Here is a 26,564-nt window from a genome sequence, read left to right as displayed (position 1 = left end):
TCGGTCATTGCATCACATAACGCCCGGGTGCCGATTCCAGCGCCGGGTAGTGCGCGTTGCCGATGTGCGACACCGAAGGCTGACGCTCGCCGGCCTGGTCTGCCAGCCAGACAAACCAGTCATTCCACCAGCTGCCGGCCTGTTCCTGGGCATTCATGAACCAGGTGTCGGGATCCTTCGACACTCGATTGTTGGTCCAGTAATGGCGTTTTTCCCTGGCCGGCGGGTTGATCACCCCGGCGATGTGCCCTGAGGCACCCAGCACAAAGCGCTTGGTCCCGGAGAGCAATTGGGTGCTGGCATAAGCGCTGCGCCACGGCACGATGTGATCGTCGTGGGTGGCGAGGATGTACGCCGGTGCATCGATGGCGCGCAGGTTGAGCTTGACCCCGCAGCAGTCCAGCTGACCGGATTTCAGGTCGTTCTGCAGGTAGGTGTGACGCAGATACCAGCAGTACATCGGCCCTGGAAGGTTGGTGCTGTCGTTGTTCCAGAACAGCAAGTCGAGGGGGATGGGTTTCTGGCCCTTGAGGTATTTGTCGACGTTGTAGTTCCACCACAAATCATTCGGGCGCAGCAGCGAGAAGGTGTTGCCCATGTCCTCGCCCTTGAACAGGCCGATGGGGCCCTCCTGACCACCGATGGTGCGCTCGCGGTAGGCCACCAGTTGTTCGTCGACAAAGATGTCGATGGGGCCGGTGTCGAGGTAATCGAGGAAGGTGGTCAACAGGCTCACGCTGCCAATGTCCTTGTCGCCGCGCGCCGCCAGTACCGCCAGCGCCGAACTCAACAGCGTGCCGCCGATGCAGAAACCCACGCAATTGGGGCGTTGTTCGCCGCTGATCTCGCGGGTCACTTGCAGGCCTTTGATGATGCCGGTGTCGATCAGGTCATCCCAGGTGGTGCCGGCGTGCGCCTGATCGAAGTTGCGCCACGACATCAGGAACACCGGGTGGCCTTGTTGCAGCAGATGGCGAACCATCGAGTTGTCCGGGCGCAGGTCAAGGATGTAGTACTTGTTGATCGACGGCGGGACGATGAACACCGGGCGCCGGTACTGGGTTTCGCTTTGCGGGTAGTACTGAATCAACTGGAACAGTTCGTTCTCGAACACCACTTCGCCGGGGGTGTTGGCCAGATCCACGCCGACCTTGAAAGCGCCGCTGTCGCACTGACGCATCTTGCCTTCTTGCAGGTCGCTGGCCAGGTGCAACAGGCCGGTGAACAGGCTGCCGCCCTGAGTGTCGACGACGCGTTGCAAGGCATCGGGGTTGCTCGCCAGAAAGTTGCTGGGCGCCCCGGCGGCAATCGCTTGCTCCACCAGATACAGCAGACGCTGGCGGGGTTTCTTGTCTTTGATCGGCAGTTTATCGAGCAGCTTCAGCAGAAAACCGGCATTGAGCAGGTAGAACGCTGCGAGGGAGCCGAACAGCGGCGTGCTCCAGTTGCCACTGGAAAAACGTCGATCTTCAAAGGAAAACGGCTGGCCGGTCAGCAGCCGCTGGCCCAGATCACCCCATTGGGTTTGATACTCGGCTTGCAGGCTTTCCAGTGTGGTGCGTGGCAGGTCAAACCACTTCTCGTATTCCTGGCCGGTGAACCAAGGATTGGTGCTCACCCACAAGCGTAATTGTTGCACTGCAAAGGAGGCAATGAACGGGACCTGGCCTGACCAGAAGGTGTTGAAGGTGTGCGCGTTATTGTCCATGGAACTCCTTGCCCACATCGGTAAACCGGGCAGAAAAAAACCGCGGTGCCGCCATTCGGCACCGCGTCAGCAGTCAAGCAAGCAGTCCTGTGATTCTTGTTATCGTTCGATGACCAGGCTGACACCTTGGCCGCCACCAATGCACAACGTGGCCAGGCCTTTTTTGCCGTCACGGCGAATGAGCTCGTGCACCAGCGACACCAGAATCCGCGCGCCCGACGCGCCGATCGGATGACCCAACGCAATCGCTCCACCGTTGACGTTGACCTTGGCGGTGTCCCAACCCAGTTCCTTGCCAACCGCCAGCGATTGCGCGGCGAACGCTTCGTTGGCTTCGATCAGGTCGAGGTCGTCCAGGCTCCAGCCGGCTTTTTCCAGCACCAGACGGGTGGCCGGGACCGGGCCGATGCCCATGATCGACGGGTCGACACCCGCACTGGCGTAAGCCTTGATGCGCGCCAGCACCGGCAAGCCGAGGGCCTGGGCCTTGGCGGCGCTGGCCAGCAGCAACACGGCGGCACCATCGTTGAGAGTCGACGAATTGCCGGCGGTCACGCTGCCGTCTTTCTGGAACGCCGGTTTAAGGTTGCTCAACGCTTGCAGCGTGCCGCCCGGTCGCGGTTGTTCATCCGTATCGAACACCAGCGGATCGCCCTTGCGCTGAGGGATCAGGATCGGGGTGATTTGCCCCTTGAAGTAGCCCGCTTCGATGGCGGCGGCTGCTTTCTGTTGCGAGGCGGCGGCGAAGGCGTCCTGATCTTCGCGGCTGACGCTGTACTGCGTGGCCAGATTCTCAGCGGTGATGCCCATGTGGTAGTCGTTGAAGGCATCCCACAAACCGTCCTGAATCACGCTGTCTTGCAACTGCGCATGACCCAGACGCAAACCGGTGCGTACCTTGGGCAGCACATAAGGCGCCAGGCTCATGTTTTCCTGACCGCCGGCAATCACCAGCTCGGCGTCGCCGCAGCGGATCGCCTGGACCGCCAGTTGCACAGCCTTGAGGCCCGAGCCGCAGACCTTGTTCAGCGTCAGGGCAGGGGTGGTGAAGGGCAGGCCGGCCTTGATTGCCGTCTGGCGTGCCGGATTTTGCCCCGCGCCTGCGGTGAGCACCTGGCCAAGAATCACTTCATCAATCAGCGCGCCGTCCAGGCCGGTTTCTTCCAGCAGACGGCGGATCACCGCTGCGCCCAGTTCAGTGGCTGGAATCGCGGACAAGGCCCCTTGAAAACTGCCGATGGCGGTACGTGTAGCGGCAACGATTACGACTTCGTTCATGCGTGACCTCATTAAGATGTTGTCGAGCGGGAGCAGGGCGTCCTTGCCCTGATCGGTCTACTGCATGTTCATGCCGCCGTTCACCGAGAAATCAGCGCCGGTGCTGTAGCCCGATTCATCGGAGGCCAGCCAGGCGACGATCGAGGCGATTTCTTCGGGTTGGCCGAGGCGCCCGACGGGGGTGGCGGCGATCATGGTGTCGAGGATGTCCGGGCGGATGGCCGCGGTCATGCTGGTCTGGATGTAACCCGGGGAGACGGTGTTGACGGTCACGCCCTTGCCGGACACTTCCCGCGCCAGAGCCATGGTGAAACCGTGGATGCCGGCCTTGGCCGCGCTGTAGTTGGTCTGGCCGAACTGGCCTCGTTGGCCGTTGATCGAGGAGATATTGATGACCCGTCCCCAGCCCTTGGCCAACATTCCTTCAATCACCTGCTTGGTGGTGTTGAACATGCCGCTCAAGTTGGTGCCGATCACGGCATTCCAGTCCTCGGGCGTCAACTTGCGGAAGGAGGCATCCCGGGTGATGCCGGCGTTATTGACCAACACATCGATCGGGCCGAATTGTTCCCGCGCCATCTCGAAGGCCTTGCGCGTCGACTCCCAATCGGTGATGTCGCCGTAGATGCATTCGAACTGATAACCGGCTGCCAATTGGCCGGCAATCCAGTCGTTTTTGCGGGCGGAATCCGAGCTGCAACCGACGATGACTTTGAACCCTTCCTTGTACAGGCGCTGGCTGATCGCCGTACCAATCCCACCCATACCACCTGTGACCAACGCAATACGACCAAGCGACTTCATAAGCTCCGTTCCTCTTTTTTGTTTTGCGCTGCAAGATGGGCGATTGTTCGGTATTGGCGGGGGATGCGGAAGTGTTTGGAGGTGACGGGCTGGTGTCCAAAGGCGCCATGGCTGGTTTAGTTGCATCCGGGCGACGAATGGCCGGGAACAGTGGCGAAAAATGAGGATTACCTATACTGGGATCAATATTGGCAACGGAACCACTCGTTAATATTTGATTTATTTCAGATCAGTCACGGCTCCGGACAGGATGTCCGGTTCCACAGGTCATTGAGGACGCCATGTATAAAATGAGTTCAGGCTATGCCAGCGTGCTGGTCAATACGCTCTCGGCCCAAGGACTGGATGTTGCCAGTCTGTGTCGGGAGGCTGGACTAGACATTGACCTCGCGGACCAACCAGGTGCGTTTTGCGAGCGAAAGGCCATCTATCGACTCTGGGAGCTGGCCGCCGAAGCCTCGGGCGATCAGGACATTGGCTTGAGGGCCTATGGCAGTTTCCACCCCGGCAGCTTTCAGATCATCGGCTACACCATGATGTCCAGCCTGAATCTGAAAAACGCCCTCGAACGCCTGGTCCGTTTCAGTCCGCTGATTGGCACCGGGTTCAGCCTTTTCTTTACCGCCGAACAGCAACATTACCGGTTGTCCGGGCTCGATCATCAGCAGCAGGGTTCGGTCAAACCGCGCCAATACACCGATGCCGGGCTGGCGTCGTTGTTGGGGTTCTGCCGCAAGCTGGCGGGCGGCAACGCACCGCAACCCTTGAGCGTCGAATTCACCTATCCAGAACCCGAAGACACCACCGAGCATCGACGGCTGTTTGGCTGCAATCTGCAGTTCAACGCGCCTTACGACAGCATTTTGTTTGACGGGCAGGAATTGATGCGACCGTTGAGCATGGCCAACGAAACGCTGGCGGTGCTGCATGACAGTTTTGCCGAGGCGCAACTGGACCTGCTGTTTGGTTTTTGCATTGTCGGGCGAATTCGCGCGCTGATTACCGAGCGCCTGAGTCAGGGCCAGGGGCAATGCGACATGGAATCGATTGCGGCGGCCTTGAACATCAGCAAGCGAACGCTGCAACGAGCGCTGGAAAAGGAAGGGACACAGTTCAAGGACGTGCTGAGCGCGGTGCGCCGGCAACTCGCTGATTTCTACCTTCGCCATTCTCACTTCAACATGAAGCATGTCGCCTATCTCCTTGGCTTTCATGACCACAGCAGCTTCAACAAAGCCTGTAGCCGCTGGTTTGGCATGACGCCGGGGCAGTATCGGTCCGATGAATCGTTCGAGATCCAGGAAGCCGCGCCAGTGTGACGCGGTGAACTGCTCTAACATTTTGTCGACAACGAACCCCTGTGGGAGCGCGCTTTTGTGGCGAGGGAGCTTGCTCCCGCTGGGTCGCGAAGCGGCCCCAAAAGCCCTGCGACTGCTTCGCAGCCGAGCGGGAGCAAGCTCCCTCGCCACACACATAGGCTCGCTCACACAAGTTGCTCATCAGGGAGCAGGAGGTTTCTTCGCGGCTTTTTTGCCCTTCGCGGGTTTGCGCGTTTTTGTCAGCGCTCCCGGGGCAATCGGCTCAGCGACGACCACGGGGGCGCTTTGTTTGGCGGGCTCTGGTGCGACGACCGCGGTTTTCGGCTTGATCGGCTCCGGGGTTGTCGTCGGGGTGTCCTCCTCGACAACATCGGCTGCGCCCGGAGGTTGAGTCAGGTTGAACCCCGGCAGTGGCACGTCGAGCAGCGTGTGCAGCTCACACCAAAACGGATTGTCCGCGCCGCTGGTCAGCAGTTCCGGCAGCATGTTGGCGACGGCGGCCAGCACTTGCTGGCGTTCTTCGACCTCGGCCAGCATCAGGGGCAGACTTTGCAGGCTTTCCTGCGGATGGGTGGCGACCAGCAGTTTTTGCAGGCGCAGGGTTTCGCGCAAGTCCAGCGGCTCGGCGCTGTAGTCCTGCAGCAGCACCTGCAATTGCAGGATGAGTTTCTCGACGCTTTGCTTGCCCGGTTCGTCGCTGTCGCGGCCCAGCAGGAACAGGATCCGGATCAAGGCTTCCATCAAGCCGCCGAGGGGAAGGGCGTCCTGAAGGCGGTCGATCAGGACTTTATCGTGCTGCTCGGCATGCGCCTGGAGATTGCGAGCCAGTACGTTGCCGGTAAGGCTGTTGAGCAGGCCATACACGCCGTAAAAGCTCATTTCCTGAGCGGCATCACGCAGGTCCCGATAGCCGTTCAAGGCATCCTGTATCTGGTTGGAAAACAATGCCTGCCAGGCCAGCAACGGATTGGACGGGTTTGCCGGCTGACGGTTCTTGCTCACCTGGGAGGCACTGCCTGCCAACCACCAGAGCGCCGGGTTCAAACTGTTCCACATCACCTGTTGCTGGTGAAACGGGTGGGCCTTGCGCATCAGCTCGGCGGTCGGCTCGTTGATCAACTGGCGCAACCACGGCCTTACAAACCCGTCGTAAAGGGTGTTGTTGAAATCAGAGGCACGCTCGACCAGCGCAAATTCGCGATCATCGTCACGGGGCGCCTGCGCGTCACCGTGGATGTCGGCGATACGTCGTCGCTCGAAACGCACGGCGTAGGGCGTTGGCGAATGTTCCGGCAGGTCCTCGATGAGCATTTCATAGAGCCCGCCCGGCAGTTCGTTGATCGCGTCGACGGCGCCCAACAACTCCCGGTGCTCACGCCGCGCGACTTCGCCGGAAACAAAGATGCCCAGATGGCCAATGCTCGCGTGCCGCAGGTAAACGATGGTGCGACCGGCATTTTGCAGGGCGAGGTCGCTGGGGTAGACGTCGGTGATCCAGTCCAGTGCTTGCTGGGGCGAGGTGATGTTATCGCCATAGGAACAGAACACCACCACCGGCACTTCGATGCGTTTGAGGTCGAGCCCGCTGCTCTTGCGCCCGAGGCCGCCGGACAGTTGGTTGCCGATGAACAGGTCATCGACAATCATCTCGATCTCTTCGCCATTGAGCAGGGTCGGGCTGCCCCACCAGCGTTCGAAATCGAGGAAGCGCGGGGCCTCGCTGTCGACCTCGCTGAACAGGTGGTAGTACTTGCCCCACCAGGTGTTGGCCGGGTCGAGGCTTTCGAAATTGCTCACCAGCCAAGTGCCGTCGAAACGGTCATTGCCCAGGTCGCTGCCCAGGCGTGCCATCCAGCCACCACCCAGCAAACCGCCGGTGTAGCGCATCGGATTGCGGCCATTAACGCCCGCCCAGTACGACAACGGCGCGCCATTGACGATGATCAGTCCCGGCAGTTCCGGACGGGTCGCCGCCAGGCCCATCAAGGCCCAGCCGGCCTGGCAGTTGCCGATCACCACGGGTTTGGTGCTGGAGGGGTGTCGCGCGCTGACCTCTTCGATAAACCGCGCCTGGGCTAAAACAATGTCCGCCAGGGTTTGCCCCGGGCGTGGCGAATGGCTGAACGAGATGAAATAGGTCGGGTGGCCGGCGCGCAGGCTTTCGCCGATGACCGAATCCTGTTTGAAACCGCCAATCCCTGAACCGTGGCCGCCGCGTGGGTCGATAATGATCACCGGCTGCTTTTTGCTGTCGAGCTGTTGCCCGGGGCCCGCGATGATCTGCAGCAGCGAGTAGTTGACCGGGCGCGGCAGGTCTTCACCGGCAATCAGGGTTTCATGGTTGAACTTGAGCAGCAGCGGATACCCGGCGCGTTCGTGGGCCAGGGTGTTGTCGCCGCGCTGACGCAAGGTGTCCCAGAACAGCACGCTGCGTTGGCCAAGGTCGGTGAAGTATTCCTGCCAGTCAGCGGCGGTCGGCTGCTTGAGTTGTTCAAGACTTGAAGGGGCGTAGGTTTTGGCCTGGCGCTGTTGCACGGCGTCAATAACGTTGCGGGTATTGAGGCGCTGCAGATGGTTCAGGTGCTCGAACACACCGGACGCAGTCGAAAGCCCTTTATCTTGCAGCGCAATATTTTCTTCCTGACCCATCGTGAACTCCTGACGCCATGCGTGGGAACGTTGCCCTGACTAATAGCAATCAAGCCGGTCGTTCGATTTTCACGAGTGTATAGGGAATAACGGTCAAGGAAGCGAACTTTATTGTGCGCCGCACAAAATAGCCGTTGCCAAATAGTTTTGTGCACTGCAATATCAAGGCTAACGCGATGTCTGGCAGGATCGCTATCGCGTCCTCAGGCCCATCCGGGCCTTCCAGAACCAGGAGATTCAAGCATGTCTTTTTTCAATTCGGAAAAACTGCAAACCGCTCAGAAAGCCAACCTCGATCTTTTGCAGCAGATCAGCGGCAAAGTCTTCGCCAGCGTTGAACAGCTGAGCCAGTTGCAGTTCAAGACACTGCGCGACTCCACCGAAGAGCACTTCGAAGGCGTGCGCAAGCTGCTGGCCGTGCGTGACCCACAAGGTTTTGCCGATTTGCAGGCATCGTTTACGCAGCCGAGCGCGCAGGCCGAACGTCTGGCCGAGTTCAATCGTCAGGTTCAAGCGCTGATCGTGGGCACGCAGTCGGACATCGCCAAACTGACGTCGAGTCAGGTCGAGGCGGGCACCCAGCAGGTCAATGAGTTTGTTGAATCGATCAGCAAGAATGCACCGGCCGGCTCCGAGCCTGTCGTGGCTGCATTCAAGTCGGGCCTTGCCAATGCCAGTACCGTGTTTGAAAGCGCACAGAAAGCCGTGAAACAGGCTTCCGATGTGGCTCAGAGCAATTTTGACGCCGCCACTGCCGCTGCCACCAAAGCAGCACCAGAAGCGAGCGCCAAGGCCACCAGCGGTAACAAGTAAGTCATTTCAGGCCAGCGGCACAAACGATGGCGATGGGTTTATTCCCCATCGCCATTTTTTTTCGGCCCTTTATCGGTGCCGGGCTTGGCGCCAAACATGCCGAACAGGTTCTGCGTATTGAGGTACAAGGCCTTGGACTGGTCGACATACTGGCGCATCAGGTCCTGCATGACCGGGGCCTGTTGATGCATGAAGTCGCTCCAGGCTTCGGATGACTGCGCGCCGGTCTGGGACTGGATGTCGATGACGGTCTGGATGCTTTTATCCAGGTAGCTGCCGAGTACACCCTGGTACGGACCGTAGAACTGGATAATCCCCATCAGCATCTCGCTGGTGAAGATCGGCTCACCGCCGCTTTCGGCTTCCAGAATCACTTGCAGCAGGATACTGCGCGTCAGGTCTTCGCCGCTCTTGGCATCGACCACCTTAAACGCAACTTTATCGACGACCAGTTGGCGCACATCCGCCAGGGTCAAATGACTGCTGGTGTGGGTGTCGTAGAGTCGGCGATTGGGGTATTTCTTGATCAGGCGGGGGGTGGTATCAGTCATGCGGGGCGTCTCGCGGCGGGCCTGGTTTGCAGGCATCTTAACCTACTCTCATGTTTGGCGCCTTTGAGGCCGCCTTCGCGAGCAGGCTCGCTCCTACCGTTGACCGCGTTCCCCTGTGGAAGCGAGCCTGCTCGCGAAGAGGCTCGCCATCTCAGCGAAAATCCACAACAAAAAGGGGAACTGCGCCGCCAAGCGAGTCCCCCCTTGTGAAGCCTGAATCGTTACCAGATCGGCAGGGTGTAGCTGACAATCAAGCGATTCTCATCCAGATCGCTGCCGAAGTTGGTCGAACGCACCGTCGCATTACGCCATTTCACCCCGACATTCTTCAGCGGACCGCTCTGCACGACATAACCAATGTCGGTATCACGCTCCCATTCCTTGCCTTCGGGGCGGTTGCCGCCCAGGTCGATATTGTCGCCAGTGATATAGCGGGTCATGAAGGTCAGGCCCGGCACACCCATGGCTGCAAAGTTGTAGTCGTAACGCGCCTGCCAGGATTTTTCATCCTTGCTGGCGAAGTCACCGATCTGCACGAAGTTCACCAGAAACGCATCGGTGCCATTGATGTAGGCAAAACCGGTGTCGCCGCTCATGCCTTGATAACCCAAGCCAAACGCGTGACCGCCGAGGCTGTAGGTGAACATGGCGCCAATCGCATTGTTGTCGACATTGCTGCCGCCATCATCCGTGGAGCGGGCAAAGCGCAGGTCAGTCTTGAACGATTGCCCCGTCGTTACCGGCATCACGTAGGTCAGGTTCACCAGGTGCTGGCTGTAGAAATTGTCGAGGTGGCCGTAGCTGTAGCCGGTGGCGAGGTTGCTGGTCCATTTGTAGTTCAGGCTGGCAAAATCAAAGCTGTCGCTGTCGAGGTGCCGCGTGGTGATGCCTTTGGCGCCGGTCCGGGTGATGCCCATGTCCTCGTAGTCCGAGGAGTCACGCTGATTGACCTGGGTTAGCCGCCCGGCATCCACGGTCAAGCCTTCAATCTCCAGCGAGTTCAATTGACCGCCCTTGAAGGTTTGTGGCAACAGCCGTGAATCGTTGGCCAGTACCGTCGGCAACTTCGGCAGCAGCGTGCCGAGTTTCAGGGTGCTTTTGGAGGCGCGCAGTTTGGCGGTCAATCCCAGTTCGCCGTACTCGTCCTGAGCGCCTTTGCTCGTGTCGCGATGGCGTTTGAGCAGGCCGGAACCGGCGCGGTCAGGACTCGAATCAAGCTTGACGCCGACCAGGCCGATGGCATCGAAACCGACACCGACCAAACCGTCGGTGAAGCCCGACTCGTAGCGCAGCAGGAAACCCTGGGCCCATTCCTCTTGTTTGGATTGGGCGGCGTTGTCCTGGCGATAATCCCGATTGAAATAGAAGTTGCGCAGCTCAAGGCTGGCCTTGCTGTCTTTGACAAAGTCAGCCGCGGCGGGGGCCGAGAGGCTGATGACGCCGCCGGCCAGCAATAGTCGGGTAGCGAGGATGCGGGTGTTGCGGTCCATGGTGAAGCCCCTTTGTTTTTATTATGGAAAGACAGGTCCCGCGGCCCTCTCCGGGTGGACGAGGGCTTATCAATAAAAAAAACGCGGACGCCGAATCGAGAGGAGCGTGGCGCCGCGTCGGTTCAATCGTTAGAACTGTTCGGCGCTCAGGCCGTACAACGAGGCGCTGCCGGCGAGAATGGAATGCTCCAGGCTCAATGTGCGCGGAAGCAGGCGACGGATGTAGAAATCGGCGGTGGCGATCTTCGCACCATAGAATTTGGGGTCGTCGCTGAGTTTTTTCTTCGCGACCTGGGCCATGCGCGCCCAGAGCCAGGCGTAGGCGACGTAACCGAACAGGTGTAAATACTCGACCGAAGCCGCGCCGATTTCGTTGCGGTTGGTGGCGGCCTGGTCTTGCAGCCAGTCGCTCAGGTTTTCCAGACGCTGCACGGCATCGAACAGTTGCACGGAGTAGGGCGCGTCTGGCTGATGGGCGAAACGACGTATCTCCCCGGTGAATTGACGCAGCGCGAAGCCGCTGTCGGCCAACACTTTGCGGCCGAGCAGGTCCAGCGCCTGAATGCCGTTGGTGCCTTCGTAGATCTGCGCGATGCGCACGTCACGGACCAACTGCTCCTGGCCCCATTCGCGAATGTAACCATGGCCGCCGAACACTTGCTGGCCGTTGATGCAGCTTTCCAGACCCGTGTCGGTGAAGAACGCCTTGGCCACTGGTGTCAGCAGCGCGACCAGGGTTTGTGCGCTGTCGCGCTCCTGGGCGTCATCGGAGAACTTCGCCAGGTCCAGTTGTTGACCGACGTAACTGGCAAACGCGCGGCCACCTTCGGTCATGGCTTTCATGCTCAGCAACATGCGGCGCACATCGGGGTGGACGATGATCGGATCAGCCACTTTGTCCGGGGCCATCGCGCCGGTCGGTGCGCGGCTCTGTACACGTTCACGGGCGTAAGCCACGGCGCTCTGATAGGACGCTTGCGCACAGCCGATGCCCTGAATGCCGATGGACAGGCGCTCGTAGTTCATCATGGTGAACATCGCCGCCAGGCCTTTGTTGGCTTCGCCGACCAGCCAACCGCTGGCGCCGTCGAAGTTCATCACGCAGGTGGCCGAAGCCTTGATGCCCATCTTGTGTTCGATCGAACCGCAGCTCACGGCATTGGCGTCGCCGAGAGAACCGTCGGCATTGACCAGCACCTTGGGCACGACGAACAGCGAGATCCCTTTTGGTCCGGCTGGCGCGTCCGGCAGTTTGGCCAGCACCAGATGGATGATGTTTTCCGTCAGGTCCTGATCGCCACCGGTGATGAAGATCTTGCTGCCGGTGATGCTGAAACTGCCGTCGGTCCGGGGTTCGGCGCGGGTGCGGATGATCCCCAGATCAGTGCCGGCATGCGCTTCGGTCAAGCACATGGAACCGGCCCAGCGGCCTTCGTACATCGGCGGCAAATACAGATTTTTCAGGGTCTCGCTGGCGTGGGCATCCAGCGCCAGGCAGGCCCCGGAACTCAAGGCCGAATACAGGGCGAAGCTTGAGTTGGCGCCGTAGAGCATTTCTTCAAACTGCACGGCAAGCATCTTCGGCATGCCCATGCCGCCGAAATCGGCGTTACCGGACAGGCCCACCCAGCCGCCTTCGATGAAGGTGGCATAAGCCTGTTTGAAGCCGATCGGCGTGCTGACCTGGCCATCGAGCCACTGGGCGCCTTCTTCGTCGCCGCTGCGATTCAACGGCGCAATCAGGTGCGAAGTGACTTTCGCCGCTTCCTCAAGAATGGCGTCAGCGGTGGCGGCGTCGACCGTGTCGGCCAGGGCCGGCAAGCGCGCCCACAGGGCCGGGGCATCGAACACTTCGTGCAGCACAAAGCGCATATCGCGCAGCGGGGCGTTGAATTCGGGCATAACGTGAACCTCAAAAGGTATGCGGTGGGCACGGCGCCGTTACGGCAGACCGTGCCCTTTCAATCAATGAGCGGAAGCGCTGGCGGCACCGAGGCCGGTCTGGGCGCGAACGAACTGGTCGGCGTAGGCGTCACGCTCCTTGTCGGCGCGCACGCTGCGGTCGAGTTTCGACACCACGACGATCACGAAGAACGCCAGCGGCATGGAGAACAGCGCCGGGTGGTCGTAGGGGAAGATCGCGTGAGCGTGACCGAGCACGGTGACCCAGACCGCTGGCGACAGGATTACCAGCACCAGTGCGCAGATCAGGCCGGCAAAACCGCCGAGGATCGCGCCTTTGGTGGTCAGGCCTTTCCAGTACATGGCCATGATCAGCACCGGGAAGTTGGTCGACGCGGCAATGCCGAAGGTCAGGCCTACCAGAAACGCAACGTTCATCTTCTCGAACAGAATGCCCAGCAGAATCGCGATGATGCCCAGGCCTACCGTCGCCATGCGCGTTACGCGCATTTCCTGTTTCTGGCTGGCCTTGCCTTTCTTGAACACCGTGGCGTAGAGGTCATGGGAAATCGCCGAGGCACCGGCCAGGGCGAGTCCGGAGACGACCGCCAGAATGGTGGCGAAGGCCACGGCCGAGAGGAAACCGAAGAACAGGTTGCCGCCCACTGCTTTGGCCAGGTGCATGGCAACCATGTTGCCGCCGCCGATCAGGGCGCCGCCGACTTCACCGTTGACGTAGTACTGCGGGTCGGTGCCGATGATGACCATCGCGGCAAAGCCCAGGGTGCAGACCACCAGGAAGAAGAAACCGATAAAGCCTGTGGCGTAGAACACCGACTTGCGCGCTTCCTTGGCGTTCGGCACGGTGAAGAAACGCATCAGGATGTGCGGCAGACCGGCAATCCCGAACACCAGGCCCAACGACATCGACGCGGTGTTGATCGGGTCGGCGAGCATCGAGCCTGGCCCCATGATGTTCCAGCCGCTGGCATGGGCCTGGACGGCTTTGTCGGCCAGGGTTTCGTAGCTGAAACCAAACTGCGACATGGCCATGACCGCCAGGGTGGTTCCGCCGGCGAGCAGCAGCACAGCCTTGATGATTTGCACCCAGGTGGTGGCAATCATGCCGCCGAAGATCACGTAGACCAGCATCAATGCACCGACGATCACCACCGCAACCGGGTAGTCGAGACCGAACAGCAACTTGATCAACTGACCGGCCCCGACCATCTGCACGATCAGGTAGCAGCACACCACTGTCAGCGAACCGAACGCGGCGAAGATCCGCACCTTGTTCTGGTCGAGTCGATAGGAAACGATGTCCGCGAAGGTGTAGCGGCCCAGGTTGCGCAGGCGCTCGGCCATCAGGAAGGTGATGATCGGCCAGCCGACAAAGAAGCCGATGGTGTAGATGAAGCCATCGTAGCCCTTGGCAAACACCAGGCTGGACAGCCCCAGCAGCGTGGCGGCGGACATGTAGTCACCGGCAATTGCCAGGCCGTTCTGGAACCCGGTAATGCCACCGCCAGCGGTGTAGAAGTCCGACGTGGATTTGGTTTGCCGTGCGGCCCACCAGGTAATCGCCAGGGTGCCCAGCACGAAGACGAAGAACATGCCGATCGCATGCAGGTTCAGCGGTTGTTTTTCCACTGCGCCCATTGTCGGGGCGGCGAGGACGATGGAGGCCGGCAACAGGCCGGCAGCGGCGAGGATGAGCTTACGCAGCAGGTTCATCACTTGCTCTCCTCGAGAATGGCGGCGCCCAGTGCATCGAAACGCGTGTTGGCGCGATAGACGTACCAACCGGTCAGCAGCCAGGAAAAAATGATGATCGCCGCACCCACCGGCATGCCCAGGGTCAACATCCGATGCTCGGCGACTGGCGCATGCAGCCATTGCGGGGCAAACGCCACCACCAGCATGAATCCGTAGTAAGTGCCCAGCACGGCGGCACTCAGCGACCAGGCCAGGCGCGAACGGCTGCTCACCAATTGAAGGAATTTCGGATTGGTCCGAATGCGTTCACAACGTTGGGTATCGGTTGAATGGATGTCGATCATGGGTGGCTCCACATTGTTTTTGTTATGTGTCTGGGGGCAGGGCAGGGCCGAATTCGGCCTGCACGAGCCCGAAGCGGCAGATGAAACACCTGCCGCCGGGTGGGTAAAACGTCGGTTCGGGTTAGAGCGCTTTAGCCCTGTCGCGCAGGACGTACTTCTGGATTTTGCCGGTGGACGTTTTCGGCAACAGGGTGAAGATCACCGTGCGCGGGACTTTGAAGCCCGCCAGATGCTCGCGGCAGAAACTGATGATGTCGGCCTCGCGAACGTCCTGGTGGTCGGCCTTCAAGGTGATGAACGCACACGGCGTTTCTCCCCATTTTTCATCGGGACGGGCAACCACGGCCGCTTCCATCACACCCGGATGGCGATACAGCACGCCTTCCAGTTCGATGGTGGAAATGTTCTCGCCGCCGGAAATGATGATGTCCTTGAGTCGGTCCCTGATCTCGACATAACCATTGGGATGACACACCGCCAGGTCACCGGTGTGGAACCAGCCGCCTTCGAATGCTTCGGCGGTGGCGGTCGGGTTTTTCAGATAGCCCTTCATCACGGTGTTGCCGCGCATGAAGATCTCACCGATGGTCTGACCGTCCCGTGGGGTAGGTTCCAGCGTCTTTGAGTCGCCGACCATCACACCTTCAAGCGTCGGGTAGCGCACGCCCTGACGGGATTTGATCTGTGCCCGTTCGTCCAGCGGTAACTCATCCCATTCGGCATGCCAGGCGCAGAGCGTCACCGGACCGTAGGTTTCGGTCAGGCCATAGACGTGCGTGACCTTGATGCCCATTTCTTCCACGGCGCCGATCACTTTGGCGGGTGGTGCAGCACCGGCAACCATGGCGTTGACCGGGTGGTCGATGGCCGCTTTCGCCGATTCCGGCATGTTGACCAATGCATTGAGCACGATAGGCGCAGCACACAGGTGCGTGATTTGATGCTCGCGAATCAGCGTGAGGATTTTCTGCGGATCGACCCGGCGCAGGAACACATGCACACCGGCCATGGCGGTGATGATCCACGGGTAGCACCAACCGTTGCAGTGAAACATCGGCAGGGTCCAGAGGTAGACCGGATGGTTGCCCATGGCCCAGGTCATCTGGTTGCCCAGCGAGTTCAGGTACGCGCCGCGATGGTGGTAAACCACACCTTTCGGGTTGCCGGTGGTGCCGGAGGTGTAGTTGAGCGAGATGGCTTGCCACTCGTTGTCCGGCCATTGCCAGGCGTAATCCGGATCGCCTTCGGCCAGCAGCGCTTCATAATCCAGGTCGCTGACGGCCTTGCCTTCGCCGTATTCCGGGTCATTGACGTCGATGACCAGCGGCGGGTGATCGAGCATGCCGATGGCCGCGTGAATCACGTCATGGAATTCACGGTCGGTGATCAGTATCTTGGCTTCACCATGCTGCAGCATGAAGGCAATGGCTTCGGCATCCAGGCGCACGTTGAGCGGGTTGAGCACGGCGCCGATCATCGGCACGCCAAAATGCACTTCAAGCATCTCGGGAATGTTGGGCAGCATCACCGCCACCGTATCGTTCTTGCCGATGCCACGACCGGCCAGCGCCGAGGCCAGGCGCCGGCAACGGGTGTAGGTCTGCGCCCAGGTACGACGGATCGAACCGTGGATCACGGCGGGGTAGTGGGGGTAAACGCTGGCAGTGCGTTCGATGAAGCTGAGCGGCGACAAAGCAATGTGATTGACAGCCGAAGGGCCTAGCCCTTGTTCATAGATCGACATGACGGGTACTCGGTGGCTGATTGTTAGCTCTATGGATGGGCCTGTTCAGCGTAGCCGCTGAGGTCATCCTTTATGTCCGGTGTGCTTTATATAACAATCTGCCATGGATATGGAAGTACAACCTACGCAGCATAGTAGATGTACTATATTTGATTCTTCTGCTTCCAAATGAATGCGGCGATACCTCTAGCGCCGGTATATTCTTGGCTCCCCCGACAATGCGGACCTGTGATGACCCTGACTCCCGTTCGATTGCACAGCTGGTTGCGCCTGCAGCGCGAGGGCGTGTCCCTGGCCGCTCGGGCGGATGCGTTGTGCCGTGCGCTGCAGGAATGTCCCGAGGTGCGGCGGGCGGTTTACCTGAGTTGGCAACCCACCGCGCGAATTTACAGCCACGAAGGCGCCGCCCAGCATTTCCCGCCGGGCCTTGGCGATCCGTCGCTGGCCAGCGATCAGCTGCTGTTTGATCGGCTGGGCGAGACCGGGCGCCTGGACCTGGCCCAGGTGCGGCAACTCGATTGCTGGCTGTCCGGCCGATTACGCCGCGCAGCCATCAGCCATGGCCAAGTGTTTGATCTGGCCTTGCAGGCGGGGCAGTCAGGCCTGTTGCTGGTGGAAGTCTGCGACGGCGTGAGTCTGGACTGGCTGGGTTGGGTGCAGGATTTGTTGACCACCTTGCTCAGCAGCGTCAACGGCATGCTGCGGGGGTCGCCGCTGTTGGGGCACGACCCACAACCGAGTCTGTTGCTCGATGCGCAGGGCCGACCGCTGGAGTTCAATGCCGCGCTGCTGGCCCTGCTCGCGGAAAAGCCGCTGACCGAGGTACTGGGCTTTTTGCCGGTCAATCATCGGGTGTTGGTGCGTGCCTGCCTCGACCAGCAACGTGCCATCGAAGGGGTCGAAGCCCAGTTCGAGGCGCAGATTCTGATCTGGACGTTTATCCCCGATCCCCAGGACAACCGCGTGCTCGCCCGTTGCCGCGACGCCACGGTACAAGTATTGGCCGAACGCGAAGCCGCCACGGCACGGCGGCTGTACCGGCTGATCATCGAGAACACCACCGACCTGATTTCCCGGCACACCCCGGACGGGCGTTTTCTCGATGCCTCGCCGGCATCCTGGACATTGCTTGGCTACTGGCCCGAAGAGTTGCGCGGGCAAATGGCCCAGGGCCTGTTTCACGGCCAGGACCTCGCCAACCTGGTGCAGCGTGCGCGGGACGCGCTGGAGCAGGACGGTTATCACACCATGACGTACCGCATTCGCCACCGCGCCGGGCATTACCTGTGGTTCGAAACCGCCAGCCGGGCGATCCGTGAAACCTACACCGGCGCGGTGGTCGAGGTGGTCAGCGTGTCCCGGGATATCACCGCCCGGGTACAGGCCGAAGAAAACAAGCGGCGCCTGGCGGAAGTGGTCGAGGCCAACACCGATCCGGTGTTGTTCATCGACCCTGACGGGCAAGTCACTTACCTCAACCCGGCCGCACGGCGCATCCTCGATATCGACGAGCAACAACCGATGCCGGCCCTGGCGCAGCTGTTTGCCAGCGCTGACCTGACGCGCCTGCAACGTGACGGCTGGAGCAGCGCCGAACGCGACGGCGTGTGGAGCACCGATGCACGGTTGCAACCGCCCGGTGGCGGCACGTCGGTGCCGGTGTCGCTGGTGCTGCTGGCGCACCGTTCGGCCGGCGGCGAGCGCTACTACTCTTTGGTGGCGCGGGACATGACCGAGCGTGAATTGCGCGAGGTGCAACAGCGCCGCCATCAAGACGAATTGGCCCACACCGCACGGTTGGTGACCCTGGGCGAGCTGGCCTCGGGCATTGCCCACGAAATCAACCAGCCACTGGCCGCCGTGGTCAATTACGCCAATGCCAGCCAACGCTATTTACAGACGCTCGACACCAACCCCGAGGCCGCCGAACGCGTGGCGAAAGGACTGCAACGCATCACCCATCACGCCACCCATGCCTCGGAAGTGATCAAGCGCTTACGGGCGTTTCTGCGCAAGGGGCAGCGGCGCATGCAGGCCCTGAATTTTACCGACGTCGCCCGTGAGGCCGTGCGTTTGTGTGCCTGGGAAGCGAGCAATTGCCAAGTGACAATCGAGGATCGACTGCCGGATAATCTGCCGCCCGTTTATGCCGACCGGGTGTTGCTGGAGCAAGTGCTGCTCAATCTGCTGCGCAATGCCATCGACGCCAACCGCGAACAACATCCGGGGCAGCCCTCGCTGATCGTGATGACGGCGGAGCAGGGCGGTGGTGCCACCGTGGAAATCCGTGTGCAAGACCAGGGGCCGGGCGTCAGTGAGCCCGAACTGGAGCAGATATTTACCCCGTTCTATACCAGCAAGGCCGATGGCCTGGGCCTTGGCTTGTCCATGAGCCGCAGCATCATCGAAGGTTTCGGCGGTGAATTGCAGGCCCGGCGCCAACCGGTCGGGCTGCTGATGGGTTGCCGCTTGCCGCTTGCCGGCCCAACAAAACAACAACAGGAATAACGCAATGGCAGGTGTGACTGAGCACGTGGTGTATGTGGTCGACGATGACCAGGGCATGCTCGATTCAACGGTCTGGCTGCTGGAATCGGTCGGGCTCAAGGCCTTGCCCTTTACCAGTGGCGTGGAGTTTCTCAGCGCCTGTGATGCCACGCTCGACGCCTGCGTGCTGCTGGATGTGCGCATGCCCGGCATGGGCGGGTTGAACGTCCAGGAAGAAATGCGCGCTCGGGAGTTGAACCTGCCGATCATCTTCGTCAGCGGCCACGCCGATGTGCCCATCGTGGTGCGCGCGTTCAAGGCAGGCGCCCATGACTTCATCGAAAAACCCTACAACGAGCAGTTGTTGCTGGACAGCGTGCAACAGGCGCTGAGCAACTGCGCGGCCAACCGTTCGGGTAATCAGGGCCATGACGCCTTGCAAGCCCGTTTGCTGACACTGACCCCCCGCGAGCGCGATGTCTTGCTGCCGCTGGTGCAGGGTTACACCACTCGGGAAATCGCCGAGCAACTGGGCGTCAGCGCAAAAACCGTCGACCTGTATCGCTCACGCGTGATGAAGCGCATGCAGGCCAGCAACCTGCCGGACCTGGTGGGCATGGCCATTGCCGCCGGACTGGTCGATCCACTGAAATTGCGTTGAGGCCTCACGCCGTGTATTGAGCGTCTATGCTGGGCTAACCGATCCGCTACCGTTGCAGTGATCTGCAAGGAGCCACCCGTGGAGCCCACACCCTTTACCGAGAAAACGCTGAGCCGCACCCTGCTCGATGTAATGATTCGTGCCGGGTTGATCGCGGTGCTGGTACTTTTCTGTTTCCAGATATTCAGCCCGTTCCGCGACTTGATGTTGTGGTCGCTGATCCTGGCGATCACCCTCTATCCGCTGCAAGAGCGACTCAGGGGGAGCCACAAACCCGGGCACGTCGCGACGCTGATCATTCTGATCGCCATCGTCATCCTGATGGTGCCGATCTACCTGCTGGGCACCTCGATTGCCGATTCGGTCGAACGGGCGATGGACGTCGTCAAGGGCGGCGGTTTTCACATTCCACCGCCGGCCGAGTCAGTTGCCAGTTGGCCGTTGGTGGGCCGGCCACTCTCTGATCTGTGGCTTCAAGCCTCCACCAATCTTCCCGAGCTGACCGCCAAATACGTACCGCAAATCAAACACGTCAGCCTGGGCCTGTTGGGTAAACTCGCGGGTGTCGGCATGGGTTTCCTGACGTTCATCTTCGCCTTGATCATTGCCGGGATTTTCATGGCCCATGGCGAAGGCGGCAGTCGCGCCGCGGTCCAGATTGCCTCCAGATTCAGCGGTCCGGCACGGGGCCCGAAAATCGCTGAACTGTGCACCGCCACCATCCGTGCGGTGGCGTTGGGCGTGGTCGGCATCGCGTTCATCCAGATGCTGCTGGTGGGCCTCGGCTTTGTCTTCAAGGGCATCCCCGGTGCCGGTCTGCTGGCCTTGGCGGTGCTGCTGCTCGGCATCATGCAATTGCCGGTGACGCTGATTACGCTACCGGTGATTGCCTTCGTTTTTGCCACCGAAGGCGCCAGCACCGCGACCATTATTTTCGCCATCTATGTGTTCATTGCCGGCCTGGTGGACAACGTCCTCAAACCCTTGCTGCTGGGGCGCGGTGTCGACGTGCCAATGCCGGTGGTGTTGATTGGTGCGTTGGGCGGCATGGTCACCAGTGGCATCATCGGGCTGTTCATCGGGCCGGTGGTCCTTGCCGTCGGCTATCAATTATTCTGGCAGTGGGTGCAGGATCGACCATCGGAAACAGGAGGGCCGCCACTGTGAATGCGCAGGATCATCCACTGCTGGATCAGGTGCTGATCGCCCATGGCGGTCTGGACCGCTGGAACAGCTTCAACACTGTGCGCGCCACCCTCGTGACCGGCGGCTCGCTCTGGGCCGCGAAAGGGCTGACCCAAGACAGCGCCCCTCGCCAGATGACCGTTTGGCTGCATGAACAGAAAGCCTCGGTAACCCCCTTCGGTGGCCCGGATAAACGGACAGCCTATTCACCCGATCGAATCGCCATCGAAACCACCGACGGGCAGGTGATCGCCGAGCGCCAGGCGCCCCGGCAATCCTTTGGCGACCACACCGAAAACACCCCGTGGGACCCGCTGCATCGCGCGTACTTCAACGGGTATGCGCTCTGGTCCTACCTGACGATGCCTTTTCTGTTCAAGTGGCCGGGGGTGGTGACCGAGGAAATCGAACCCTGGCAAGAAGCAACCGAGCGCTGGCGCCGCTTGCGGGTGCACTTTCCCGAAAGCATCGCCACGCACTGCGCCGTACAGGATTTCTACTTCGGTGAAGACTTCCTGCTGCGGCGACACGACTACAACGTGGATGTCAGTGGTGGTATGCCTGCCACCCAATATGTGTCTGACTACATCGAGGCTGACGGGCTGCGCATGCCCGGCAAGCGTCGTGCCTACCGACGCGGGAAGGACGGCCTGGCTGACATGGATGCCTTGCTGGTAGCCATCGATCTCAGCGAAATCGGCTATTCCTGATGCGCTGCGCAGGGAACAATCATGACCGTACATGCCTGGGAAAAACTCTACCTCGATGACCTGAGCCTGGGTCAGCAGTTCGAAAGCGACAGCGTGCGGGTCCATCGAGCGTCGATGCTGGCCTTCGCCCAGGAGTACGACCCGCAACCGTTTCATCTCGACCCTGAAGCTGCCGAGTTGAGCCTGTTCCGCGGCCTGGCCGCCAGCGGCTGGAACACCGCCGCCCTGACCATGAAGCTGCTGGTGGACAGCGTGCCGTTGGCGGACGGCATCATCGGGTTGGGCATCGAGCTGAGCTGGCCGACACCGACTTACCCCGATGACCTGTTGCGCCTGCAATGCACCGTGCAGGCCATCGACCCGTCCAGCTCCAAACCCGACCGGGGCGTAGTGACGATGTTCATGGAGACCCTCAATCAAAATGACAAGGTGGTGCAGCGAGCCACCGGCAAATTGTTGGTCTTCAGGAGACCGCCGCCTGACTGAAAAGTAGTCATGGGTTTTAGGGTGCGCGCATGATGGCGGAGGCCAGTTTTCACCGAGTCAGTCGAGTGCGCTCTGTCGATGGCAGGGACCGGAGGAGGCGTCGTGAAACCATTTCTGCCCAGGCCCAGCGCCTCAACAATGAATATGTTGCGTGAAGGGTGCCTGCAACGCCGTGATGCAGTGCCGCAAGACCTGACGGAACAAGCAGTCATTCCGGGCATCCCGAATGCGCGCTACTGGCTGGACCGGGACCTGACGGCGTTCATTGTGGATGCGAGCCTGGCCAACGATCGCGAGGTCGAGGCGCTCGCCGACACAGAGTTGCCGACCGATGCGCTGCCACTGGCTTACTACCTGGCCATTTCGGGGGGCGGCGACGCCGGCACCTTCGCGGCGGGCATCATCGCCGGCTGGAGCTTGCATGGGAGCCGACCGCCTTTCAAAGTCGTCACCGGCATCAGCGCAGGCGCCCTGGTCGCACCGTTCGCATACCTGGGGCCTGAGTATGACCCGGTCATCCTGGGGATCTGCAGCGCAATCGGTCCGAAAGATGTGTTCCATGCGCGAAGTGTGCTGACCCGCCTGGCCAGCGACGGCATTGCGGACAGCAAGCCCCTGGCGCGCCTCATTGCCAAGTACATCACCGCCGACGTGTTAGCGGCCATCGCTGCGCAATACGCCAAGGGACGACTGCTGATGATCGGCACCACCGACCTCGATGCCGGGCGGCCCGTCACCTGGAACATGGGCGCGATTGCTTCCAGCGGAGCACCGGGCGCGCTGCACCTGTTTCGCAACATCATGATCGCGTCGATGAGCATTCCCGGTGCCGTTTCACCGGTCATGATCGATGTGGAGGTCGACGGCCAACAGTTTCAGGAAATGCACGTGGACGGAGGCGTCCTCACTCAGGTGTTCCTTTACCCGCCGGGCACCGTGATGGCGTTGAACAGCGTGGCCGGCGCGCGTATCCGCCGTGCCCGGCATTTCTATGTCATTCGCAATGGCAAACTGGAACCGCAGTGGTCCGGTACCAAGCGCCGGACCTTGAGCATCGGCGGGCGAGCCATCAGCACCTTGATCCAGACCCAGGGGATCAGCGACCTCAATCACATTTACCGGATCGCCCAGCAGGACGGCGCAGATTTCAATCTGGCGTACATCGGCGCGGATTTTATCTGCCCGCGCAATCAGAAATTCGATGGCGAGTACATGAAGCGTCTGTTCGATTACGCCTTTCAACTCAGCGCGCAAGGCTACCCGTGGCATAAATCGCCGCACACCTGAGTTGCCCGCATGAAATTTATGCTGTAGTTTTTCATGAAATTATAAAAATATAATTTCATGAGGCTTGTATGTTTCAGCAGTCCACGCAGCATGTCGCCAGCTATTACGCCCACAGTTGCGCTGATCGCCTGACCACCCGACCGGCGCTTGCCGGTGAGCAAACCACCGAAATCGTCATCATCGGTGCCGGTTTCAGCGGCCTGCATACTGCGTTGCGCCTGGCTTTGGCTGGTAAGCGGGTGACGCTGCTGGAAGCCAGCTGCGTGGCATGGGCCGCGTCGGGGCGCAATGGCGGGCAGGCCATTCTCGGCTGGTCGTGTGACATGCCGCCGCTGGAAGCAGCGTTGGGCTACGAGTGTGCGCGGCGGTTGTGGGACGGCATGCGCTGGGCTGCGCAAGAGCTGCGTGAGTTGCCGGCTCGCCATGGTTTCGACTGTGATTACCGTGCTGGCCATTTGTGGACATCGGTGATGCCCCGTCGGGTTGGTCTGCTGACCGAGTGGCAGCACGAAGCCAGCCACAAATGGGGCCACGATGGCTTGCAGTTCATCCGCCGTGAACAGTTGCCGGAATGGGTGGCCAGCGAGCGCTATCAGGCCGGGCTTTATGACCCTGAAGGCGCGCACCTGAATCCACTGAAACTGGCCCTCGGCCTGGCCGCCGCCATCGAGCGTGCGGGCGGCCGTATCCATGAACAAAGCAAGGCGCTGAGTTATCGAGAGGAGGGCGGTCAATTCCTGCTAAACACCGAACGCGGATCGATTCGCGCGGATGTGCTGGTGCTGGCCTGCAATGCCTATCTCGACGAGCTCGACCCGCAGCTGGCCAGTTGCGTGTTGCCGGTGGGCACTTATCAAGTCGCCACCGCGCCCCTGACGGCCGAGCAGGCCACGGCGCTGTTGCCGAGCAATGTCTGCGTCACCGACAACCAGTTCGTCCTCGACTATTTCCGTCGCACGCCGGACAACCGCTTGCTGTTCGGCGGTGGATGCACGTATCTGGGTGGGATGCCCAGGGACATTGCCGGCGCAACCCGGCCGTTTCTGGAACGGGTTTTCCCGCAGCTCAAAGGCGTGAAGCTGGAGTTCGCCTGGGGCGGGCACATTGACCTGACGCTCAAACGCACCCCAGACATCGGTCGCAAGGGTGATCGCTACTGGCTTCAGGGGTATTCCGGGCATGGCGTGCTGCCCACGCTGGCCGCTGCCCGCGCCGTGTCCGACGCGATTCTCGGCCAGAGTGATGAACTGGCGTTGTATCAGGGCTTGAGTAACCCCAGCTTCCCCGGCGGTAAATACCTGGCGGCGCCGCTGGAAGCCATCGGCAAGGCATGGTATCGACTGCGCGACAGTATTTGATGAATCACTTGGCGGAATTCCAGGCATGAACAAACAAGAAGAAATCGCCGCGCTGGCGATCCTGATTCACGATCTGCGCAAGCATAAGAAGTACACCTTGAAGGATCTGGCTGATCAGATCGGTCGTTCCGTCGGCTTTCTCTCGCAGGTCGAACGCGGCCTGTCACGACCCACCGTGGCCGACCTGACGGCGATCAGCGAAACCCTGGGCGTGCCGACCACCTATTTCTATAGCCTGCCCAAACCCAAGGAACTGCCGTGGGTCACCCGGCCGGATGAACGCCGCACGTTGTACTACGCCAACGGCATCACCGACATTCTGGTGTCGCCGAAGATGCGGGCTTCGTTTTCCATGCTCGAAAGTCACCTCGAAGCCGGCGCCAGCAGTGGCGAACGGCACTTGAGCGACAGCTCGGAGCAGGGCGGCTACGTGCTCGAAGGCGAGTTGACGCTGTGGTTGGGTGATGACGACGCCGTCACCTTGCAGGCCGGCGACAGCTTTCAGTTCGACAGCCATACCCGTTGCCGCTACGGCAACCTCACCGAGCACCTCACGCGAGTGCTCTGGGTCTACACCTGATCACCACAATAGGACCAACCATGATGGACGCTGATCTGCTGGCCGAGGTGCACGCCTTTCGCCAACGCTACCCTGATGTACGTTATGTCGACCTGATTTCCCTGGACATTCCGGGGCACTTCTACGGCAAGCGCTATCCCGTGGAGATGCTGGAAAAGGTCGCGTCCGGCAGCGCGCTGAAACTGCCGCAAAACTGTGTGCTGCTCGGTGTGCAAGGCGGTTTGTTCAAGATTGGCGACTACTGCTTTAACGACGGTGACCCGGATGCGCTGCGCCGCCTGGTGCCCGGCACACTCAAGCCGGTCAGCTGGGAAGCACAACCGCTGGGGCAAATGCTGATCACCTCGGACGGCACCGAGAAGCCGATTGTGTTCGAGCCGCGCCAGGTCCTGGCGCAGGTGTTGGACAGGCTCGCCGGCAAAGGCATCCATCCGGTGGTGGCGTTCGAGCTGGAGTTCTATCTGTTCGATAAAAAGCTGCGCGACGGACTGCCGCAATTCCCCCGGGATGATCTGACCGACGATGCCGACGATCAGCCGAACATGCACATCGAGCGCCTGTCACGTTTTGCGCCGGTGCTGGATGAGATGGTCGAAGCCTCGCGGGCCCAAGGCATCGATACCACAGTGATCACCGCCGAGCTTGGCCCGGGCCAGTTCGAGATCAATTTCGGGCATCTTGATGATGGCTTGCGAGCGGCGGACTGGGCGGCCCTGTTCTGTCGCAGCACCCGTGGCGTGGCCCTGAAACACGGTTATCGCGCCAGCTTCATGGCCAAACCTTACTTGCAGCACCCGGGCAGCGGCATGCATGTGCACGTCAGCCTGTATGACGCCGCCGGCAATAACCTCCTCGCCGCGAATCAGCAGCAATCGTTGCGTCATGCCGTGGCCGGTTGCCTGGAACTACTGCCGCATTGCATGCCGATCTTCGCGCCGAACCAGAACGCCTTTCGCCGTTTGGGCGGCACCACCAACATCGCCACCCGGGCGAGCTGGGGCTTTGAGGATCGTGATGCGTGCCTGCGCATTCCGGAATCGGATGCGAAAAACCTGCGCATCGAATATCGCCTGGCCGGTGCCGATGCCAACCCGTACCTGGTACTGGCGGCGATTCTGGTGGGACTCGAGCAGGGCCTGGAAGCAGGCAACGAACCGATCCCGCCGCTCAATGAAGACCGCAACAGTGGGGTCGACTTCCCGCTGGAGATGCTCGAAGCGGTGCGCGCCATGCAGCATCAACCGCAGCTGCGCGAAGGGCTGGGAGCGGAGTTCGTAGACGTGTATTGCGAGAACAAGCGCCAGGATCATCTGGCGTTCATGCAGGAGATCAGTGCGCGGGAGTATCGCTGGTATCTATAAGCCAAGCGTGCGAATGCACTTTAATAAAGCTTTCGTGCGGTGGCATGCACTAAGCCAAGGCAGAAACCGCCACGTTGATCTCCTTAAAGCCCCGGAAGGTACCGTAAAACACTGACATTCAGCGCTTGGCA

General features: G+C 60.8%; 21 protein-coding genes. 11 read left to right on the top strand and 10 right to left on the bottom strand.

The features are described from left to right. Positions 1-4: 4 nt before the first annotated feature. From phaC to phbB, 3 genes are all read right to left on the bottom strand, one after another. Positions 5-1,708: a class I poly(R)-hydroxyalkanoic acid synthase gene (phaC, locus tag JIO00_RS14770; protein ID WP_200666085.1), complete on the bottom strand. Its 1,704-nt coding sequence runs from the start codon at positions 1,706-1,708 to the stop codon at positions 5-7. Between the two features lie 99 nt (positions 1,709-1,807). Continuing rightward, positions 1,808-2,986, bottom strand: a complete 1,179-nt coding sequence (locus JIO00_RS14765; RefSeq protein ID WP_200666083.1) for an acetyl-CoA C-acetyltransferase — start codon at positions 2,984-2,986, stop codon at positions 1,808-1,810. Positions 2,987-3,043: 57 nt separating this feature from the next. Continuing rightward, the gene (gene phbB / locus JIO00_RS14760; protein WP_010460332.1) at positions 3,044-3,790 is read right to left on the bottom strand and encodes an acetoacetyl-CoA reductase; all 747 of its coding nucleotides are present in this window, start codon (positions 3,788-3,790) and stop codon (positions 3,044-3,046) included. A 281-nt stretch (positions 3,791-4,071) separates the two neighbouring features. Here phbB and JIO00_RS14755 point away from each other — a divergent pair, with 281 nt between their 5' ends. Continuing rightward, positions 4,072-5,109: an AraC family transcriptional regulator gene (locus tag JIO00_RS14755; protein WP_010460330.1), complete on the top strand. Its 1,038-nt coding sequence runs from the start codon at positions 4,072-4,074 to the stop codon at positions 5,107-5,109. 180 nt (positions 5,110-5,289) lie between these two features. On the opposite strand, the gene JIO00_RS14750 is transcribed toward JIO00_RS14755, so the two are convergent. Then, positions 5,290-7,758: a DUF3141 domain-containing protein gene (locus JIO00_RS14750; protein WP_200666081.1), complete on the bottom strand. Its 2,469-nt coding sequence runs from the start codon at positions 7,756-7,758 to the stop codon at positions 5,290-5,292. 243 nt (positions 7,759-8,001) lie between these two features. On the opposite strand from JIO00_RS14750, the gene phaP reads away from it, so the two are divergent. Next, positions 8,002-8,571 (top strand): TIGR01841 family phasin, encoded by a 570-nt coding sequence (gene phaP, locus JIO00_RS14745; RefSeq protein ID WP_200666079.1) that lies wholly within the window; start codon positions 8,002-8,004, stop codon positions 8,569-8,571. Between the two features lie 38 nt (positions 8,572-8,609). Here the strand turns inward: phaP and phaR are convergent, their stop codons facing one another. The 6 genes from phaR to JIO00_RS14715 form a co-directional block, all read right to left on the bottom strand. Then, positions 8,610-9,158, bottom strand: coding sequence for a polyhydroxyalkanoate synthesis repressor PhaR (gene phaR / locus JIO00_RS14740; protein WP_010460321.1), 549 nt, complete (start codon positions 9,156-9,158; stop codon positions 8,610-8,612). A 185-nt stretch (positions 9,159-9,343) separates the two neighbouring features. Further along, positions 9,344-10,612, bottom strand: coding sequence for an OprD family porin (locus JIO00_RS14735; protein WP_010460319.1), 1,269 nt, complete (start codon positions 10,610-10,612; stop codon positions 9,344-9,346). A gap of 129 nt (positions 10,613-10,741) precedes the next feature. After that, on the bottom strand, positions 10,742-12,514 hold the full coding sequence (locus tag JIO00_RS14730) for an acyl-CoA dehydrogenase C-terminal domain-containing protein (protein ID WP_200666070.1): 1,773 nt from the start codon (positions 12,512-12,514) through the stop codon (positions 10,742-10,744). Between the two features lie 63 nt (positions 12,515-12,577). Further along, a complete protein-coding gene (locus JIO00_RS14725) occupies positions 12,578-14,248 on the bottom strand; it encodes a cation acetate symporter (RefSeq protein ID WP_010460315.1) in 1,671 nt (556 codons plus the stop codon). Continuing rightward, positions 14,248-14,574, bottom strand: a complete 327-nt coding sequence (locus tag JIO00_RS14720) for a DUF485 domain-containing protein (protein ID WP_010460314.1) — start codon at positions 14,572-14,574, stop codon at positions 14,248-14,250. Before JIO00_RS14720 ends, JIO00_RS14725 begins: the two co-directional genes overlap by 1 nt. A 121-nt stretch (positions 14,575-14,695) precedes the next feature. Continuing rightward, positions 14,696-16,318, bottom strand: coding sequence for an acyl-CoA synthetase (locus JIO00_RS14715; RefSeq protein ID WP_200666068.1), 1,623 nt, complete (start codon positions 16,316-16,318; stop codon positions 14,696-14,698). Positions 16,319-16,549: 231 nt separating this feature from the next. On the opposite strand from JIO00_RS14715, the gene JIO00_RS14710 reads away from it, so the two are divergent. The 9 genes from JIO00_RS14710 to JIO00_RS14670 all read left to right on the top strand — a co-directional run bounded on the left by JIO00_RS14710 (position 16,550) and on the right by JIO00_RS14670 (position 26,433). Beyond that, positions 16,550-18,826 (top strand): PAS domain-containing sensor histidine kinase, encoded by a 2,277-nt coding sequence (locus tag JIO00_RS14710; RefSeq protein WP_154911701.1) that lies wholly within the window; start codon positions 16,550-16,552, stop codon positions 18,824-18,826. 4 nt (positions 18,827-18,830) lie between these two features. Then, positions 18,831-19,466, top strand: coding sequence for a response regulator transcription factor (locus tag JIO00_RS14705; protein ID WP_010460308.1), 636 nt, complete (start codon positions 18,831-18,833; stop codon positions 19,464-19,466). 78 nt (positions 19,467-19,544) lie between these two features. Beyond that, positions 19,545-20,633, top strand: coding sequence for an AI-2E family transporter (locus tag JIO00_RS14700; RefSeq protein WP_010460306.1), 1,089 nt, complete (start codon positions 19,545-19,547; stop codon positions 20,631-20,633). Continuing rightward, positions 20,630-21,361, top strand: coding sequence for a hypothetical protein (locus tag JIO00_RS14695; RefSeq protein WP_010460304.1), 732 nt, complete (start codon positions 20,630-20,632; stop codon positions 21,359-21,361). Before JIO00_RS14700 ends, JIO00_RS14695 begins: the two co-directional genes overlap by 4 nt. Before the next feature lie 21 nt (positions 21,362-21,382). Then, positions 21,383-21,847: a MaoC family dehydratase gene (locus JIO00_RS14690; RefSeq protein ID WP_010460302.1), complete on the top strand. Its 465-nt coding sequence runs from the start codon at positions 21,383-21,385 to the stop codon at positions 21,845-21,847. 144 nt (positions 21,848-21,991) lie between these two features. Then, on the top strand, positions 21,992-23,134 hold the full coding sequence (locus tag JIO00_RS14685; RefSeq protein WP_010460300.1) for a patatin-like phospholipase family protein: 1,143 nt from the start codon (positions 21,992-21,994) through the stop codon (positions 23,132-23,134). Between the two features lie 68 nt (positions 23,135-23,202). Further along, positions 23,203-24,492: an NAD(P)/FAD-dependent oxidoreductase gene (locus JIO00_RS14680; protein ID WP_083376752.1), complete on the top strand. Its 1,290-nt coding sequence runs from the start codon at positions 23,203-23,205 to the stop codon at positions 24,490-24,492. Positions 24,493-24,517: 25 nt separating this feature from the next. Further along, complete coding sequence (locus tag JIO00_RS14675) at positions 24,518-25,072, top strand: helix-turn-helix domain-containing protein (RefSeq protein ID WP_010460296.1); 555 nt, start codon at positions 24,518-24,520, stop codon at positions 25,070-25,072. 20 nt (positions 25,073-25,092) lie between these two features. Continuing rightward, positions 25,093-26,433 (top strand): glutamine synthetase family protein, encoded by a 1,341-nt coding sequence (locus tag JIO00_RS14670; protein ID WP_371859430.1) that lies wholly within the window; start codon positions 25,093-25,095, stop codon positions 26,431-26,433. Positions 26,434-26,564 lie beyond the last annotated feature (131 nt).

This window comes from Pseudomonas sp. SW-3, from assembly GCF_016615645.1.
Taxonomy (GTDB): Bacteria; Pseudomonadota; Gammaproteobacteria; order Pseudomonadales; family Pseudomonadaceae; genus Aquipseudomonas; species Aquipseudomonas mandelii.
The sequence above is the reverse complement of the archived record's forward strand: the minus strand, read 5'-3'. Positions and strand labels throughout refer to the sequence as shown.

Excerpts from the sequence above, each read along its gene's own strand:
- JIO00_RS14685 (WP_010460300.1), top strand. The coding sequence starts at position 21,992 with ATGTTGCGTGAAGGGTGCCTGCAACGCCGTGATGCAGTGCCGCAAGAC.
- JIO00_RS14735 (WP_010460319.1), bottom strand. The coding sequence starts at position 10,612 with ATGGACCGCAACACCCGCATCCTCGCTACCCGACTATTGCTGGCCGGC.
- JIO00_RS14675 (WP_010460296.1), top strand. The coding sequence starts at position 24,518 with ATGAACAAACAAGAAGAAATCGCCGCGCTGGCGATCCTGATTCACGAT.
- JIO00_RS14725 (WP_010460315.1), bottom strand. The coding sequence starts at position 14,248 with ATGAACCTGCTGCGTAAGCTCATCCTCGCCGCTGCCGGCCTGTTGCCG.
- phbB (WP_010460332.1), bottom strand. The coding sequence starts at position 3,790 with ATGAAGTCGCTTGGTCGTATTGCGTTGGTCACAGGTGGTATGGGTGGG.
- phaR (WP_010460321.1), bottom strand. The coding sequence starts at position 9,158 with ATGCCTGCAAACCAGGCCCGCCGCGAGACGCCCCGCATGACTGATACC.
- JIO00_RS14705 (WP_010460308.1), top strand. The coding sequence starts at position 18,831 with ATGGCAGGTGTGACTGAGCACGTGGTGTATGTGGTCGACGATGACCAG.
- JIO00_RS14730 (WP_200666070.1), bottom strand. The coding sequence starts at position 12,514 with ATGCCCGAATTCAACGCCCCGCTGCGCGATATGCGCTTTGTGCTGCAC.
- phaC (WP_200666085.1), bottom strand. The coding sequence starts at position 1,708 with ATGGACAATAACGCGCACACCTTCAACACCTTCTGGTCAGGCCAGGTC.
- JIO00_RS14720 (WP_010460314.1), bottom strand. The coding sequence starts at position 14,574 with ATGATCGACATCCATTCAACCGATACCCAACGTTGTGAACGCATTCGG.
- JIO00_RS14710 (WP_154911701.1), top strand. The coding sequence starts at position 16,550 with ATGACCCTGACTCCCGTTCGATTGCACAGCTGGTTGCGCCTGCAGCGC.
- JIO00_RS14765 (WP_200666083.1), bottom strand. The coding sequence starts at position 2,986 with ATGAACGAAGTCGTAATCGTTGCCGCTACACGTACCGCCATCGGCAGT.
- JIO00_RS14680 (WP_083376752.1), top strand. The coding sequence starts at position 23,203 with ATGTTTCAGCAGTCCACGCAGCATGTCGCCAGCTATTACGCCCACAGT.
- JIO00_RS14750 (WP_200666081.1), bottom strand. The coding sequence starts at position 7,758 with ATGGGTCAGGAAGAAAATATTGCGCTGCAAGATAAAGGGCTTTCGACT.
- JIO00_RS14715 (WP_200666068.1), bottom strand. The coding sequence starts at position 16,318 with ATGTCGATCTATGAACAAGGGCTAGGCCCTTCGGCTGTCAATCACATT.
- JIO00_RS14690 (WP_010460302.1), top strand. The coding sequence starts at position 21,383 with ATGACCGTACATGCCTGGGAAAAACTCTACCTCGATGACCTGAGCCTG.
- phaP (WP_200666079.1), top strand. The coding sequence starts at position 8,002 with ATGTCTTTTTTCAATTCGGAAAAACTGCAAACCGCTCAGAAAGCCAAC.
- JIO00_RS14755 (WP_010460330.1), top strand. The coding sequence starts at position 4,072 with ATGTATAAAATGAGTTCAGGCTATGCCAGCGTGCTGGTCAATACGCTC.
- JIO00_RS14670 (WP_371859430.1), top strand. The coding sequence starts at position 25,093 with ATGATGGACGCTGATCTGCTGGCCGAGGTGCACGCCTTTCGCCAACGC.